Raw genomic sequence first — 15,594 nt, forward strand, 5'->3', positions numbered from 1 at the left:
TAAAAATGAAAAGCAAACTATTTTCACCCTTTCGTCGCAGCCCGTTTCAAGCGATCATTAATCGCCCTTCCTAGACCGGTTTCAGGCATTAGCTCAGCCAGAATCACTGTAGCACTAGATTCATCCAGAGTTCTCATGGCTGCAAAAAGACGGGTAGCCGCTTCCTTCAAATCTCCACCAGTACTTAAAGTGATTTGATTTTCTGAGGGAACAGACTGAAATAATCGCTCTAAAGAAAGGACTGCAAAATCAATTCCGTTGCTTTGATACACTGAAATCAACTCATCCAAGTCGCCTATTATAAAAGGTTTGACCGGAGCATAGTGACTTTCCATTAGACCCGGAGCCTGTGGATTCGATGAGCTATGGCTTTTCACAGACACTTTCCCTACAATACGTTCAATATCTGCAATATCCAATCCTCCAAGTCGGTAAACAATGATTTCATCAGCTTCCATCCCGACTATTGTACTTTCCAAACCTACTTTGCATGCTCCGCCATCCAGAATATAGGAAATCTTTTTTCCCAATTGGGCATCCACATGCTGCGGAGAGGTAGGACTGATGTAGCCGAAGGGATTTGCACTTGGCGCTGCCAAGGGGAAGTCTACTTGAGCCAGCAATTCCAACGTCAGCGGATGATCAGGAACACGCACGGCCACACGATCCAAACCGGAAGTAACAATGTCCGGTATGACGTTTTTCCTTGGAAGCAGTAATGTAAGCGGACCTGGCCAAAACTGATCTGCAAGCTTCCGAAGTGGTGCAGGAATATCATTTACATAGTTTTCCGCTTCCAAAAGTGAAGAAACATGAATAATCAGCGGATCAAAACTAGGGCGGTTTTTTGTCTCAAAAATAGAAGCAACAGCCACAGGATCGAGCGCATTTCCCGCCAATCCATAAACAGTCTCTGTAGGAATAGCAACCAAATGACCTGCCTCCAGAACTCTTTTTGCCTGCATTATATCCTGCCCTATCCTTGCCATTTTACTTGCAAAAGTCGTCTATCCAAGTTTTGGCTTCGGTATATCCAAGCTGAAGTGCCATCTTTAGATCAGCACAACCCTCTTCTTTTTCGGCCTCACCCAAAGCAGACATTCTAGTCACACCAAGTAGGTAATAAGCGGCACCATTTTTACCATCGAGATTAATCGCTTCTGTAAGTGACTGCATCGCACCGGCAGGATCATTATTTCCCAGTTGCGCTTTGCCGCGATTGAAGTGGACGAGTGCTTGGTTTGGTTCCACCTGTAGCGCTTTATCAAAATCCAACAAAGCGTCCTCGTATTCTTCCATCCCGAGTAATGCCAATCCACGGTTGTAATAGATATCTGTTTGTGCAGGATCGAGTAAGCTTGCCATATTGTAATCGGAGACAGCGTTTTTGAAGTTCTCCAACTTTAAGTTGGCATTTCCGCGGTTAAACCAAGCTTTATAGCTGCTGGAATCTGCCTCTATAGAAGCGGAAAAAACCGGAACAGCCTCTTGAAATTTTTCTTGCTGGAAGAGCGCTGCACCTTTCGCATTCAATACTTGCCCGTTTCCGGGATTGATCTCCAGCGCTCTATCAAATAGCGAAATAGCCTCCTTCCAATTCTGGGAATCCATTTTCTGAATTCCCGCCTGAAACAATTCCTCTTCACTTGGGCTACAGCCCATCATTCCTGCTATCAGGCAGGTAATTATCCAAAGTTTTTTCACAGCTTAAATTTTGCGCAAAGATAAGGAATACTCCCTTGCTATCACATCAGAGAAGAATTTCTGATTTACTGGTTTTCTCAAGCATACGCAGAATGGATGGATTGTAACCGATCACATCCTGCACAGAGTCAAAAGCTACCCAAGCCAATGAAATACTCTCATGGCTTTTGATCAAAGGCTCATAAAGGTCCGCTTCCAAAATATAGCGTACATCGTAATGAAAATGCTCCGGAACATGCGGGCGCTCCGGAATAATATGCTTATCCAGATCAAAAATAGTCTTGTCCACAAACGCCAAACTCTTCAATCCACTCTCCTCATTCGCCTCTTGCATGGCCACTCCCAGCAAATCCTCATTGCCATCAGCATGCCCTCCAAGCTGCAACCATCTTCCAAGTTTGCGATGAAGTGTAAGCAAGGTGTGCGTACGCTTGCGATTTACAATCCAAGCCGAAGCTGTAAAATGTCCTTCCAATCGCTCTCTCCCATAGGCAAGGGGATCTTCCGTCAAATCCATAAAATCCTGAATAAAACCTGCCTCCTCTTCATAAGGTGTCCTATACCTTCCTAGCTGCTCTCTTAAGTTAATTCTGTCCATCATTGGTTGCTTCAAATATATGATCAAGAAATTGATCAAAAGGTTCCGGATCCCGGTATAGCCTATCCGAATAGAACGTCGCTAATACCTTGAGGTAATTGGGTTGGTTATTTATGGTTATTTTCTCAATGGTAATCCTACCGAATAACTGAGAAATCAATTCATTTGCTGCAAGTGCCTTTAGCGGAGGTTTGAAGTAAAACTTATCAGTGACTTTCACCTGCTCGTTTATTTCTTCCATTTTCCTTTCCAAGCTCACCTGTCTATATCCCAAAGCTAAAACTCGCTGCGCAAAAGCCAAGAAAAGCAGGGAAAATGTTTCTTCATCCAAAGGATCATCGTAAGTAACTGCAAAACCTCTCGCATACCTGGAATCCAAAATATGAATTTGAGGACGCTCTTCGATCTGAATGCTTTTGAAATGGTATGACTTGGAAATCTTGGAGATCAGTTCTTGCCCTTCCTTAGAATTCATCCACTTCTTTGCATGGGTTATTTCCTGCTCTTTGAACTTGATATTCTCCTTGTGGGTCATCGGAGTTTTTTCTGATGACTTGAAGACTTTGCTGAATAAATCGTCTAGAAAATTACTCATAGGCTGTAATAACATAGCTCCCGGAAGGCCGAAGTGTAATATATCCCTGATCCTGCATTATACGCAATATCCGAAGGTTTTTTTCAGAAGAAGGTAATCGGATACTATCAAAAATCTGTCCACCTGTCAACTCACCTGAAGCCGTTAAAGTTTCGAGTATCTTTTTTCTAAGCTTATTTTCTGCCATTTCGGGATGATTTGCCTTGCGTAGCATGATGCAGACATCACAAACGCCACATTGCTCATCCGTCTTTTCTCCGAAGTATTCCTGAATAAACTGTGTACGACAGAGTTCGGATTGCTGTCCGTACCTCACCATACTCTGTGCCTTTTCCAGCGTCAGCGCCCTTCGAAGTGCTATCCGCTTAAAATTAAGAGGCAACTTCCCCGCGTCGTATCGTGGGGTCAAAAAAGTGATCTGCGGCTTATCTTTTCGCTGATCATACACCATCACTTCCAACTGCTCCAGTTGCTTGAGTGATTTGATCAATTCATTTTCATAGATATTCAGAGATTTGGCAAGTTTCCCTTCCTGTATCTTGATGTATTCAGAGAAAACATTTCCTCCATAGGTCCGCATAATAATTTTCACCACAGGATCCAGCTTTGCGTAAGCAATCTGAATTTCATACAGCCGGGACGGATCCACGGTAAAATGAATTTTGGAAGGAGAATAATAACTTTCGCTCAGTCCGATAAAGCCTTCTTCCTCCAATAATTTCAACGCATAAAAGGACTCCAGCACGCCTAATTCGTAGGTGTTTGCAAATTCGTTCCATTCAAAATCAAAACTGCTCAGCATATTGCTACCAACTGCTATTCTATAGTAATTGGCAAGACATTGGTACACTCTCTTCACAAAATCCAGCGGAGGATAGACCAGTTCAGCTCGCTTCAAAACAGTTTCAAAATCCTGCTTATTTGCCAACAGCACCCCATAGGCCTTCTCTCCATCCCTACCTGCACGCCCAGCTTCCTGGTAGTAATTCTCTACATTCTCAGGCAGTTCATTGTGAATCACCACCCGAACATCCGATTTGTCAATCCCCATCCCAAAAGCATTCGTACTCACCATCACACGGATCTTATTCTTCATCCAAGACTCTTGGCGCTCAGCTCGATCCTGCATAGATAACCCTGCATGATAGGCGGAAGCCGATATACCCAACTGCCCCAAGGCCTTGGCGATTTGATGTGTGCTCTGTCGATTTCTCACATACCAGATCGCAGCCCCCTCGATTCTTTTGAGTATCTCCAATCCTTTCTCAAGTTTGTTCTCTACGAGACGTACGCTGTAACTGAGATTCTTTCGGGCAAAGCTCTGATGGAATTCTGCAGCCTTTTTCATCTCAAGCCTCTCCAAAATATCCGCGCAGACCTGAGGCGTAGCCGAGGCAGTCAAAGCCAAAACAGGAACTTTCGGATGGTACGGGCGAATCAAGGCAATCTCCAAATAAGGCGGTCGAAAATCATATCCCCATTGGGAAATACAATGTGCCTCGTCCACAGCGATCAAATTGATCTTCATCTGCCGAAACCGCTCCACAAAAAGTTCTGCTTTCAACCGCTCAGGAGATACATAGAGGAATTTGTAGTCACCGTAGATGCAATTATCCAGTGTGCGGTCAATCTCCCGATAGCTCATTCCCGAATAAATCGCAGCTGCTTTGATGCCCTTCGACTTTAACGCATCGACCTGATCTTTCATCAGAGCTATCAGCGGACTCACTACCAGACAAATCCCCTCCTGAGCCAAGGCTGGGATCTGGTAGCACAGTGACTTACCTCCTCCCGTAGGCAATAGCGCAAGCGTATCCTTCCCAGCCAAGACTGACTCGATTATTTCTTTCTGTACAGGCCTAAAGTCGGCATGACCAAAGACTTGGTGGAGAATCTCTGTGGCTCGATTTAGCATTTACCAGTCCGGCGAGGTTTTGTTGAGGAAGGCAGCAATTCCCCTTTTACAGTCTTCATGTGACCGGGCGTCAGCATTCACCTCAGCTGCAAGCTGTAGGGATTTGTTTCTTTCTATTTCATTAAACTGACGTAAAAGCGTCTTTGTTTTCCCCATCGAAAAGGTCGAATTCTGAGAAATCAGCTTAAGCGCAAATTCTTCCACCGATTTACCCAGAAATTCGGAGGCCTCTACTCCGGTGATCAATCCTAATTCGGCGGCTTTGCTGGCAGAGATAAACTCTCCGGAAAGCAACAGTTCCTGGGTTTTGGCCGCCCCAATTTGCTCCTGCAAAAAAACCGAAACCAACGCCGGCACAAAACCTATTCTCACTTCCGTATAACCAAACAGTGCATCAGGTACAGCAAAAGCAAAATCACAGACCGTGGCCAATCCGCATCCTCCCGCCAAGGCATGTCCCTGAATCTCCGCTATCACGACTTTGGGAAGGCAATAAATCAAATTGAACAAGTTCATAAGCCGAAGGCTATCATCCAAGTTCTCTTCCTGCGAAAACCCCTGAAGTTGCTGCAAATAGGCCAAGTCAGCCCCTGCACAAAATGCCCTTCCCGTGGATCGAAGCACAATGACTTTCACCCTGTCATCGGAATTCATATCCTCAAAAGCAAGATGCAATCCGGCAATCAGCTCAGGATTAAGCGCATTGCGCTTCTCAGGCCTATTCAATGTGATGGTGCCTATTCTATCTGCGACCTCTGTAAGTACTGCACTCATTTGACTTTCAATTTGGGTTTGGGATCAAGTTAGTTTCAATAGCAGGCTTTGCAAAATCAAAGTCAGAAAAGTATTCGGTAAGCTAAAGAATCCACAACAAGTGAATCGGAAATGGGCTTAGCAACCCATCTCCCTTCTGACCAGAAATGGATCGATCTCGGAGTGCTCAGAAATTGTATTTTCTTGTCTTTGGGCTGAAAAGTGAACTCAGTTCCAACAAACTGTATGGTGCCCGAATCCTCCCGGGAAGCCATTAATGATTTTGGAATCTGAGGCCAATGCTTCCGGATACGATTTGGCTCTACGGAATAGCTGATTTCTCCGGCATCCAGTCCTTGATTCCAAGAATAAACATCACCGAATGCATAGAAATCCAGAAGCTGGGATTTCTTCCCCTGATACACAATTAATTCTTTATTAGGAATTATTGCTTCTGAATACAGCTGAAAGCCAGCCCAAAACAATGCAAGACTCAGGGCCTGCCAAGTCAATTTCCTCTTAGATCCCAATTCCCAACCCGCTGCTATCAACAGTATTCCCCAGACCAATATCATCCCTGAAAAATCCATCGTCAATCTATCCAATTTACCTCCGGGAATTAACCGAATGCTCTCCGCAAGCCAATTTTGAGTCCAAATCAACCAACTCAAAATCCAGCCTAATGCCTCTCCCAAAACAGGAACCCATCCAAAAATCATTAAAGGCACGCCAACTTGCATGATCAAAAATGCAAGTGGCAAAATCAACAAATTACCCAACAAAAAGTAGGCAGGAAATACATGGAAATAATACAGTGACAAGGGGAAAGTGACCAACTGAGCGGCTAGACTCACAGAGATTAATTGCCAGATATATTCAAGCACTTTATATCCGGGCAACCATAAGTTCAAAATCAACGGCTGGATCATTACAATTCCCAACACTGCCAAATAAGACAATTGAAAGCCAACTTCATAAATCACGTATGGATTGAACGTAATCATCAGGATCGCCGAGAAAGCCAAGATATTGTAAATGGACAGGCGGCGTTCCCGCATTTGTCCAAAAGTAAGCAATGAAAACATAGTGGCTGCCCGAACCACCGATGGAGACAAGCCTGTAAGAAAGGCATACACCCAAATCACTAAAACCACACAGAGAAGATATATCCTAGCCTTTTCTATCTTAAGCTTTAGAGGCTTCAGCATCAAAATAAAAAGTGCATAAATAATCCCCACATGTAGTCCCGAAACTGCCAAAATATGCATCACTCCAGCCTGTATATAGGCTTCTCGTATAGTCGGATCAAGTTCTTTTTTCTGTCCCAAAAGCAAGGCTAGTGCGATTTGGGCAGAATTTTCGTCAGGGATTTTTGAAGTGAGCATTTGCCCGATGGCATGTCTGAGATGTATCAAAAAGTAACGGGACCCAGTGGCTGTCCCTGACAAAATCACCTGATAGTCCTTCCCTAAGAACTGTCGATAAAAAATCCCTTTCCTAGCCAGATACTCCTTGTAATCAAACTCATGAGGATTAAGCGGCTCGGCTATTTCTTCGGGTTTTTTCTTGACCAACAGTATATCTCCGGGCTTCAGGGGCTTTTCACTCTGGTGATAAACTAAGATTTTCCCCTCCGCATCATTCCATTTCCCCTCGATAAGTACTGATTTCACATCGAGTAAATTCTCAAATGAATTTGGTTTTTGCAGATCATACATCGTCACCTCCCCCAGATAGGATTCAGCCCGCCCCAAGTCCAAATCGGCAGCAAGTTGATCTTTTGCATGCTGGACAAGCAGGCCACCAAAAACTACCAAAGCCGGATAGGCCAAATAGCTCAGCTGAAAACGCCCCTTATTTTGGGATCGGGTTAAGATTAGTATCAGATACCCACCCCAAACTATGACCAGAAGCAATAAAAGGAACTGAGCATCTGGAGACCAATTGGATTGGCCACAAAAAATCCCCAGTAAAATAAAGGGCAAGTACCTTAAGAAAGGGAAATCTGCAAATCTCATCCTTAAAAAATTAAAGACTTAATTTACATTATTTTAGAAAAATGAACAACTGGTTTCTGCAAAGTCCCATAACGAAAAAAGAGCCTGCAAAAGGCTCTTTTTTAAAATCGGGTTTGACAATGTATCAGAATCTATATCCTAGGTTAAAGCCTCCATTCAATTCTACCGCTGAAAAGCGGTCAGCTACATCATCATTGAAATTTCTGCCAATATTTATAAACGGCCCAAAGGCAAAATTCTTGGACAGCTCCCACTTATACCCTGCTCCTGCACCTAAGATGAATGCAGTCATATCAGTAGTGCTTTTCCCGCCATTCGAAGGCTCTTCAAAATCCCCAAAGCGGATTTTAGCCAATGGAAAAAGAAAGAATCGCCCTTTCCCATTATCTCCAAAGTAAAAATTCATTGATGCCTGAATAGAATTAGTCTTGTATTTTTTGCCTTTCCCTTCCGAATTAAAACCAAAACGATCATTTATAAATCCTTTTAGCTCTAATGAATGATCATCACTCAAATAACGTTCGTATCCTATTTCCACAGACCCAAACCAAATTAACGTAAGGAAATTGGCATGAACCTCATTAGAATAGCCTCCACTATATGAATCACTACTGGACAAAACCTGTGAGTATCCTGAGCCGGCGAAAGCCAGCGCTAGTGCTAGCGTAAAAATTAATTTTTTCATGTGTTTATAATTTGTTTTTTAATGGCCACATGGAATCTTTGACGATTAAAATAATCACTGCCCTGTGTGTTTAATGATGATTTTAATCGTGTCGATTTCATGTGTTTATATTTTGATTTTTAATGGTCTTAACTTGTCCCGTAACGAAGGAAACGGGATAGCCTGTCCCGATCCGCCGCGGCAGATCGGGAGAATCTCGCACGGTGAATAATCATCCCAGCGAGTGCCTCAGGCAGGCTCGATTTTATATTTCTATGAATTTTAGAGAAATCAATATCAATACTTAAGCCAATTGCATTTTATAGTGCAAAATATTACACTCTTCAAACATATCTCCCTCTTTCTCAAAACCAAATTTTGAGTAGAGAGGAACAGCAGAAAGCTGAGCATGAAGGTATTTTTTCTTCCCCGCAGTGGCAGGAGCACCTTTGATATCCTCCAACACTGCAGCCACCAAGGCCTGTCCCACACCTTTGCCTCTAGCATCCTTTACTACGGCAAACCGCTCCAACTTCACCCCGTTAGGTGTGATTCTCCATCTGGCAGTGCCTGCCGGCTTCTCATCAAGACAAGCCAGAAAATGTCTGGAAACACTCTCAAACTCATCGTATTCCTCCTTAGGATCTACTCCTTGCTCGATCACAAAAACCTGCTCCCTAATCCAAAATGCAGATTTCAACTGGTCGTCATGGGTTACTTTTTCTACTTTGAGACTCATTTCTTTCCTGTTCTTTGTAATAATGATCCTTTTCGTAAGCTTCTATGATGGATTTTACCAATCTGTGTCTGATCACATCTTTTCCACTGAGGTTTACAATACCGATTCCCTTTACGTCTTTTAGGATTTTAAGCGCCTCCGATAAACCGCTTTTTTGCCTTACAGGCAAATCCACCTGTGTCTGATCACCTGTGATGATCACTTTGGAATTTGGCCCCATTCGGGTCAAGAACATCTTAATCTGCTCACTGGTAGTATTCTGCGCTTCATCCAACAAAACAAATGCATCATGGAGCGTTCGCCCCCGCATATATGCCAACGGGGCAATTTCAATAACACGGGTTTCCTGGTAGTATTTCAGTTTCTCAGGCGGCACCATATCCTGAAGGGCATCATAGATAGGCCTTAAATACGGATCCAGTTTTTCCTGGAGATCACCCGGCAAAAAACCAAGATTCTCCCCAGCTTCCACAGCCGGTCTGGTAATAATGATCCGCTTGACTTCACGGTTTTTCAGTGCTCTTACGGCTAAAGCAACTGCTATATACGTTTTGCCGGTACCCGCCGGTCCCAAGGCAAACACCAGATCATTCTCCATTGCAGACGCAACCAATTTTCGCTGGTTAGCTGACTTAGGCTTTATCACCAACCCTTTGTTACCAAACACAATTACCTGATCCCGATTTGCCTCCTCGAAAGGCACTCCCTCCACATCCAGATAGTCTTTCACATTCTCCGGAGAGATGTGGCCAAACCGGTCAATATGCTCCAGCAAAAGATTAAGGACATCATTAATCCTCAAAATCTCAGGGGCTCCGCCCTGGATTCTGATCTCATTGCCTCGGGAAATAATTTTGCTCTGGGGAAAGGCAGCGGCAATCTGCCGGATGTTCTCATTGGCTTCGCCTAAAAATTCTGCCAAAGGGACATTTTCTAATGTGATTACTTTCTCGACCAAACTTTTCTGTTGATTAGCGGTATTGATTAGATTTTCCTTGAAGGCAGAAGAATAAAATTTCTATTTTTGTCCGCAGCCCTCCTTAACAAAAGTACATAAATTTTAATTGACTTGCTTCTATGGCATTGGTGACATTCCTCTCAGATTTTGGGGACAAAGATTACTACGTACCGGCAGTAAAAGCTAAAATGCTTGCCGTAAATCCGCAATTAAATATCATCGATATTTCGCACAATATCGAGACGTTTGATATTGCCCATGCTGCATTTGTGCTACGTTCTACTTTCAGGGATTTCCCAAAAGGCACCGTGCATTTGGTTTCTATAAATACAACCGGAAGCATTACCCATGGATACATCGGTATAAAGCTAGAAGAACATATTTTTATCGGTCCAAACAACGGGATCTTAAGTCTGCTGGCTGACCATGAACCGGGAATTATGGTTCAGTTTGCCGATATACATTTGAAAGAATCCACATTCCCTACCAAGGACATCTTAGCCCCCATAGCTGCAAAAGTTGCCAGCGGTGCAGCGATTCATGATTTTGGTGGCCCGTTGGCAAGCTTCCGAAAACTCATGTCCCGCCATCCTAAAGCTACCCGGGAGCACATCATTGGCCACGTACTGAGGGTGGACCGCTATGGTAATCTGATCACGAATATCAATAAAGAAGTATTCGATAAGCTAAACCCGGGGAAATTCACCATAGAATTCGGTCGAGAATCTGTCAGCAAGCTGAACAAAGGCTATGATCAGGTAGAGCCGGGGGATTGCTTTGCTTTTTTCAACAGTCTGGACTTACTTGAAATCGGGATTAACCATGGACATGGAGCCGACTTACTCGGATTGAAATACGACAGTGTGGTCTACATAACTTTTCACCCCTGATGTTGATCAGAATTGTACGAATGACTTTCAAGCCCGAGTCGGTAGATGATTTCTTGCAAAACTTCAACGCAAACAAGAATTACATTCGAAATTCTCCCGGTTGTCATCACTTGGAACTCTGGCAGGATGAAAATGAGAAAAATATTTTCCTAACCTGTAGCCATTGGGAAAACGAGGAAAAGCTAAATCAATACCGTGGCTCTGAGCTTTTTAAATCCGTATGGGCATTTACCAAACCGCTCTTTTCAGAAAAGCCCCAAGCCTTCAGTTCGAAAAAACTGGAAGAAGTAGAAAAATGAATTTGTAGAAAAAAAATTCTTTCCTCATATTTGCATCCCGTTACGCAAGTGATGGAGCCAAGTCAGGTGTAAGACCAGACTTACCGAATGCCCAGATGGCGGAATCGGTAGACGCGTTGGTCTCAAACACCAATGCCGCAAGGCGTGCCGGTTCGACTCCGGCTCTGGGTACATTGCCAAAGCCCCTTCTCAAAAGAAGGGGCTTTTTCTATGGAATAGAATCCAGAGGAGAAGTTTATCCCGATGAAGCGCAACGGATATCGGGAACTCCGGCTCGGGGTACAAAAGCTCGCTGAAAAGCGGGCTTTTTCTTTTTCACCTACCTTGCCTTTCAATAACTTTTTAATCACACAAATCTTCATTTCACAACTTTCTCTAGCCACTTTAGATGCCAAAAACCATGCAATTTGAAAGTCAAACTTTCAAATTGCATGGTTTTTATTACTTTTTTATGTAATTTGAAAATCAAATACAGAAAAGATGATCACAAGAGCACTTGAAGGAAAACTTATCGAAAGCCTAAGAGATATGCCAGTTGTAGTAATTCTTGGCCCAAGACAAGTAGGTAAAACCACCTTGGCTTTAGATCTGGCAAAGACTGCTCTTGACAAGCCCATCCATTATTTGGATTTGGAACTAACTTCTGATTTGGCGAAACTTGATGATGCAGAAAGCTATTTGCGACGCTTTGAAAACCAGCTTTTGGTAATCGACGAGGTGCAAAGAAAACCAGAACTCTTCCCGGTAATTAGAGCATTGGCAGATTTGCGGAAACGGAATGGGGAGCGCGCTGGACATTTTCTTCTGTTAGGCTCTGCTTCAAGAGACCTTTTACAACAATCCTCTGAATCTCTAGCAGGTAGAATCCGCTACTTGGAACTGAATCCATTTTCCGTCAATGAACTTAATCTTAATGATCCTCTAGGCTTTAACTTGGAGAAGCTCTGGTTTCGAGGTGGCTTTCCGGACAGCTATCTTGCAGAATCAGAAATACAAAGTCAAAATTGGCGTCGGGACTTTATTTCCACTTATGTAGAAAAAGATATTCCACTCTTTGGCCCTCAAGTTCCAGCCACAAGAATGAAACGCTTTTGGTCCATGCTGTCTCATTATCACGGACAGCAGGCAGTGCTTTCGGAGATTGCCAAAAGTCTGGAAGTAAGTCACACCACTGCCCGGAATTACTTGGACATTCTTCAGGATTTCTTTATGGTGAGACAAGTACATCCTTGGTCAGGCAACACTAAAAAGCGATTGGTAAAAACCCCAAAAGTGTACATTCGAGATACCGGTTTATTGCATAGTTTGTTGAATATCTCTTCTTTTGATCAGTTACTAGGGCATCCAGCAGTTGGAGCTAGCTGGGAAGGATTCGTGATAGAAAACATCCTGAACCAACTACCTGCGCACTGGAAAGCAAGTTACTATCGATCCAGCAATCAAGCAGAGATTGACTTAGTTTTAGAATTTGGATCAACCGAAGTCTGGGGAATAGAAATCAAAAAATCCAGTGCGCCGACGGTCCGATCCGGATTTCACAGAGCCTGTGAGGACATCGCTGCCACCGCAAAGTATGTAGTTTATTCGGGCGTTGACAGATTTCCGATGAGAGGAGACATAGAGGTCGTTGGACTGATCGAATTTCTGGGAATTATCTCTAAGGTGAAAGAATAGAGATTGCAGGCACTCAATATTCCTAAAGCTTTTCCAAAGTTCAAAACTTTGGAAAAGCTATCAAACCAGTCCATTTTTTCAAGGATTATACTATTCACTCTTCAAACAAGGGCAATATTCACCTAACTCACAGCCATCGGGATTTCCTGTACAAAAATAAAAGCAATAAAACCCATGCTTGAAAATCATCACTGGCCCGACTAAGATATCCATCAGTAGTTCATATCGTCGTGGCTGAGGGAGATCATCAGGGAATACCACTTCCAAATTCCACGAATTCATCATTTCTACAAAAGCCGTTGTCACTTGGGTCAGTTGATCTTCGGAAAGTTGTTCTTTTGGAGGAAAATCATCTCGATTCAAACCACAGTAACCTGCAAACCCTGATCTTCGCTCTTGACTTACAAACATTTCAGACTCGCGAAGAGCCTCTTCCAAATCTTCTTCTTCAGAGTTTTTCCCGGATTTCTCATAGTAATCCTCAGGGCGATGCCCTGCTGCGATATCGGCTAACAGGTGGTTGATGTAAGATTGCATTTGATTGGAGTTTAGCTTTGAAAACTATTTTTTGCCCGAATCCGAACATTATTGTTCATCCTTTCGCTACATGAAATAAAAATAACCCTTTTCAACACTTTACACTAACTTTATTTTGGCATGAAAGTAGAAAACCAACTACCTTTTTTCATCGAAATGTGGAAGAACTACCTGCTTGTTGCCTACCGAAATCTTTTAAAACATAAGATCTTTAGCGCTATCAACTTACTGGGACTTGCTTTGGGAATGACAGCCTGTCTTATCATTCTCCAGTATGTTCGGTTTGAATTGAGTTACGACCGCTTTCACGAAAAATCAGACCGAATCTATCGCGTTCAGCATGACCGATATATTGACGGAGAGCTCCAATACAGAAAAGCCCAAGCTTTCATCCCTACCGGTGAGGCCATGATGGATGAATATCCTCAGGTAGAAGATTACACCACTATGTTCAGAATCAGTGCCGAATCAGATATAGTGATGACTCACTTGGCAGATGATGGAGAAATGCTTCGATTTGCTGAAAAGGAAGTATATCATGTAAAAGGCAACTTCTTTGAGGTGTTTTCTTTCCCTATCGTGGAAGGCTATTCAAAAATCAAACAGTTGGAGCCAAAGACAGTGATGATATCCCAGTCCACAGCATCTAAATATTTTGGAGATGAATCGGCTATCGGCAAGGTCATTAGTCACAACTACGCAGAGAATTATACCGTCGTAGGCGTTTTTGAGGATGTTCCCGAGAATGCCCATATGAAATTTGACTTCCTCTTTGCCTGGCAAGAAGTATCAAGTCAAGACAGCGGCGGAGACAATGAAAACTGGAGATGGGACGGGTTTTACACCTACCTTTTATTAACTCCTGATGCTGATGTTCCGGTACTAGAGGCAAAATTTCCATCATTTGTCGAAAAATATAAAGCAAGCAATGTTAACTCCAGCGTCAATTCGGCATTCTCCCTTCAGCCGCTGACATCTATTCACCTAAATTCCAACTTGCTTGCTGAGGCGGAACCCAACAGCGAAGCAAAAATCGTCTATGCCTTATTGGCCATAGCAATTTTTGTGATGGCTATTGCTTGGATCAATTTTATCAATTTATCCATTTCCCGCTCACTTGAACGATCAAAAGAGGTGGGCATAAGAAAGGTAATTGGATCCGGAAGAGCGCAACTTATCAAGCAATTTCTGACTGAATCACTGGCAATCAACCTGCTTTCATTTGCCCTTACCTGTCTTTTCCTGTATTTTCTGGATCCTTACATTATAACATTTACAGGAGGACAGTCTGTTCTTTCACTCTTTGGCCATACTGAATTTTTACCGGTGATACTCATCATGATAGTTGTAGGCAGCACACTTGCCGGCATATATCCCGCATTTATAACTTCCTCCTTTAAGCCTATTCTTGCCCTAAAAGGCAGTCATTCACACCATGATAAGGGGTCAATTTTTAGCATTAAGCATGGACTGATTGTATTTCAGTTTTTGATTTCCATTGGGCTGATTGCTGCCTCTACAGTGGCCTATAGACAGCTTACCCTAATGAAAACCAGCAGTCTGGGAATTGATATTGAAAGCACTATAGTTGTCAATACTCAAGCTACTTTCGGCCCTCCCGGTTCAGACTCTGTATTCACCCAGAAACTGGCCACTTTTAGAGATAAACTCAATGCAAATGAAAAGGTAAAAGGCATCACTGCTTCACATGATATACCAGGAAAAGAACATCTGAGTTTGATGCCCAATTTTAGGCATTCCAAAAGTCTGGAAGAGCTTGTTACACTATATTTCACGCGAATGGACTATGATTTCATCCCAACGTTTGATGTAGATTTAGTTGCCGGAAGAAATTTTATTGAGGGAGTAGACAATCAGTATTCCATGATCCTAAACAAGGAAGCTGTTCAGGTTTTAGGCTTTCAAAACCCGGAAGATGCCATAGGTAGGGAAGTCAATTGGGGGAATGAAAACTTGGCGAAAGCTGAAATTGTAGGAGTGGTAGATTTCAGGACAGTTTCCTATAAAGAATCCAACTACCCAGTAGCATACACCTCTACTTTCTTCCCCTATAAATTTGTCTCTGTCAAATTTGATGAGATCAGTGGATTGAATGCAAAAGAAAATGTCCAATTGATTCAGGATTCGTGGAACTTGACTCGTCCTAAAAATAGTTTACAGGTTATCGTTTAAATCCAGGTACTGATTGACTGTTTCTGCTAGTCCTTTTATTGGTTTACAAGTGTACGG

The 15,594-nt window shown here is 43.0% G+C and carries 15 protein-coding genes and 1 tRNA gene; 5 read left to right on the forward strand and 11 right to left on the reverse strand.

All coding sequences use genetic code 11. The features are described 5' to 3' along the window. Nucleotides 1-23: 23 nt before the first annotated feature. The 10 genes from J2X69_RS07635 to J2X69_RS07680 all read right to left on the reverse strand — a co-directional run bounded on the left by J2X69_RS07635 (nt 24) and on the right by J2X69_RS07680 (nt 9,944). Entirely contained in the window at nt 24-989 is a 966-nt protein-coding gene (locus J2X69_RS07635; protein WP_310100979.1) for an L-threonylcarbamoyladenylate synthase, read from the reverse strand. Between the two features lies 1 nt (nt 990). Continuing rightward, nucleotides 991-1,662, reverse strand: a complete 672-nt coding sequence (locus J2X69_RS07640) for a tetratricopeptide repeat protein (protein WP_310101027.1) — start codon at nt 1,660-1,662, stop codon at nt 991-993. Between the two features lie 88 nt (nt 1,663-1,750). Continuing rightward, nucleotides 1,751-2,302 carry an NUDIX hydrolase gene (locus J2X69_RS07645; protein ID WP_310101029.1) on the reverse strand — a complete coding sequence of 184 codons (552 nt, stop codon included), beginning with the start codon at nt 2,300-2,302 and terminating at the stop codon, nt 1,751-1,753. After that, nucleotides 2,289-2,897, reverse strand: a complete 609-nt coding sequence (locus J2X69_RS07650; RefSeq protein ID WP_310100982.1) for a hypothetical protein — start codon at nt 2,895-2,897, stop codon at nt 2,289-2,291. Before J2X69_RS07650 ends, J2X69_RS07645 begins: the two co-directional genes overlap by 14 nt. Next, the gene (locus J2X69_RS07655) at nt 2,890-4,812 is read right to left on the reverse strand and encodes an ATP-dependent DNA helicase RecQ (RefSeq protein WP_310100985.1); all 1,923 of its coding nucleotides are present in this window, start codon (nt 4,810-4,812) and stop codon (nt 2,890-2,892) included. The genes J2X69_RS07650 and J2X69_RS07655 overlap by 8 nt, the downstream gene beginning before the upstream one ends. After that, a complete protein-coding gene (locus J2X69_RS07660; RefSeq protein WP_310100988.1) occupies nt 4,813-5,586 on the reverse strand; it encodes an enoyl-CoA hydratase-related protein in 774 nt (257 codons plus the stop codon). A 62-nt stretch (nt 5,587-5,648) separates the two neighbouring features. Further along, complete coding sequence (locus J2X69_RS07665; RefSeq protein ID WP_310100990.1) at nt 5,649-7,583, reverse strand: ComEC/Rec2 family competence protein; 1,935 nt, start codon at nt 7,581-7,583, stop codon at nt 5,649-5,651. A 124-nt stretch (nt 7,584-7,707) separates the two neighbouring features. Then, on the reverse strand, nt 7,708-8,268 hold the full coding sequence (locus tag J2X69_RS07670) for a DUF3575 domain-containing protein (RefSeq protein WP_310100993.1): 561 nt from the start codon (nt 8,266-8,268) through the stop codon (nt 7,708-7,710). A gap of 283 nt (nt 8,269-8,551) precedes the next feature. Then, a complete protein-coding gene (locus J2X69_RS07675) occupies nt 8,552-8,986 on the reverse strand; it encodes a GNAT family N-acetyltransferase (RefSeq protein WP_310100996.1) in 435 nt (144 codons plus the stop codon). Continuing rightward, nucleotides 8,955-9,944 (reverse strand): PhoH family protein, encoded by a 990-nt coding sequence (locus J2X69_RS07680; RefSeq protein ID WP_310101000.1) that lies wholly within the window; start codon nt 9,942-9,944, stop codon nt 8,955-8,957. The genes J2X69_RS07675 and J2X69_RS07680 overlap by 32 nt, the downstream gene beginning before the upstream one ends. 119 nt (nt 9,945-10,063) lie before the next feature. Here J2X69_RS07680 and J2X69_RS07685 point away from each other — a divergent pair, with 119 nt between their 5' ends. From J2X69_RS07685 to J2X69_RS07700, 4 genes are all read left to right on the forward strand, one after another. Beyond that, on the forward strand, nt 10,064-10,834 hold the full coding sequence (locus J2X69_RS07685; RefSeq protein ID WP_310101003.1) for an SAM-dependent chlorinase/fluorinase: 771 nt from the start codon (nt 10,064-10,066) through the stop codon (nt 10,832-10,834). Further along, on the forward strand, nt 10,834-11,133 hold the full coding sequence (locus J2X69_RS07690; RefSeq protein WP_310101006.1) for an antibiotic biosynthesis monooxygenase family protein: 300 nt from the start codon (nt 10,834-10,836) through the stop codon (nt 11,131-11,133). The genes J2X69_RS07685 and J2X69_RS07690 overlap by 1 nt, the downstream gene beginning before the upstream one ends. Nucleotides 11,134-11,222: 89 nt before the next feature. Further along, nucleotides 11,223-11,304, forward strand: a tRNA-Leu gene (locus tag J2X69_RS07695). 309 nt (nt 11,305-11,613) lie between these two features. Next, on the forward strand, nt 11,614-12,807 hold the full coding sequence (locus J2X69_RS07700; protein WP_310101009.1) for an ATP-binding protein: 1,194 nt from the start codon (nt 11,614-11,616) through the stop codon (nt 12,805-12,807). A gap of 90 nt (nt 12,808-12,897) precedes the next feature. Here the strand turns inward: J2X69_RS07700 and J2X69_RS07705 are convergent, their stop codons facing one another. Further along, nucleotides 12,898-13,344, reverse strand: coding sequence for a hypothetical protein (locus tag J2X69_RS07705; protein ID WP_310101015.1), 447 nt, complete (start codon nt 13,342-13,344; stop codon nt 12,898-12,900). Nucleotides 13,345-13,464: 120 nt separating this feature from the next. Between J2X69_RS07705 and J2X69_RS07710 the strand changes: the two genes are divergently transcribed. Further along, a complete protein-coding gene (locus J2X69_RS07710) occupies nt 13,465-15,537 on the forward strand; it encodes an ABC transporter permease (RefSeq protein ID WP_310101018.1) in 2,073 nt (690 codons plus the stop codon). The last annotated feature ends 57 nt before the right edge of the window (nt 15,538-15,594 follow it).

The organism is Algoriphagus sp. 4150 (genome assembly GCF_031457395.1).
Lineage (GTDB): Bacteria > Bacteroidota > Bacteroidia > Cytophagales > Cyclobacteriaceae > Algoriphagus.

Excerpts from the sequence above, each read along its gene's own strand:
- J2X69_RS07635 (WP_310100979.1), bottom strand. The coding sequence starts at position 989 with ATGGCAAGGATAGGGCAGGATATAATGCAGGCAAAAAGAGTTCTGGAG.
- J2X69_RS07640 (WP_310101027.1), bottom strand. The coding sequence starts at position 1,662 with ATGGGCTGTAGCCCAAGTGAAGAGGAATTGTTTCAGGCGGGAATTCAG.
- J2X69_RS07645 (WP_310101029.1), bottom strand. The coding sequence starts at position 2,302 with ATGGACAGAATTAACTTAAGAGAGCAGCTAGGAAGGTATAGGACACCT.
- J2X69_RS07650 (WP_310100982.1), bottom strand. The coding sequence starts at position 2,897 with ATGAGTAATTTTCTAGACGATTTATTCAGCAAAGTCTTCAAGTCATCA.
- J2X69_RS07655 (WP_310100985.1), bottom strand. The coding sequence starts at position 4,812 with ATGCTAAATCGAGCCACAGAGATTCTCCACCAAGTCTTTGGTCATGCC.
- J2X69_RS07660 (WP_310100988.1), bottom strand. The coding sequence starts at position 5,586 with ATGAGTGCAGTACTTACAGAGGTCGCAGATAGAATAGGCACCATCACA.
- J2X69_RS07665 (WP_310100990.1), bottom strand. The coding sequence starts at position 7,583 with ATGAGATTTGCAGATTTCCCTTTCTTAAGGTACTTGCCCTTTATTTTA.
- J2X69_RS07670 (WP_310100993.1), bottom strand. The coding sequence starts at position 8,268 with ATGAAAAAATTAATTTTTACGCTAGCACTAGCGCTGGCTTTCGCCGGC.
- J2X69_RS07675 (WP_310100996.1), bottom strand. The coding sequence starts at position 8,986 with ATGAGTCTCAAAGTAGAAAAAGTAACCCATGACGACCAGTTGAAATCT.
- J2X69_RS07685 (WP_310101003.1), top strand. The coding sequence starts at position 10,064 with ATGGCATTGGTGACATTCCTCTCAGATTTTGGGGACAAAGATTACTAC.
- J2X69_RS07690 (WP_310101006.1), top strand. The coding sequence starts at position 10,834 with ATGTTGATCAGAATTGTACGAATGACTTTCAAGCCCGAGTCGGTAGAT.
- J2X69_RS07700 (WP_310101009.1), top strand. The coding sequence starts at position 11,614 with ATGATCACAAGAGCACTTGAAGGAAAACTTATCGAAAGCCTAAGAGAT.
- J2X69_RS07705 (WP_310101015.1), bottom strand. The coding sequence starts at position 13,344 with ATGCAATCTTACATCAACCACCTGTTAGCCGATATCGCAGCAGGGCAT.
- J2X69_RS07710 (WP_310101018.1), top strand. The coding sequence starts at position 13,465 with ATGAAAGTAGAAAACCAACTACCTTTTTTCATCGAAATGTGGAAGAAC.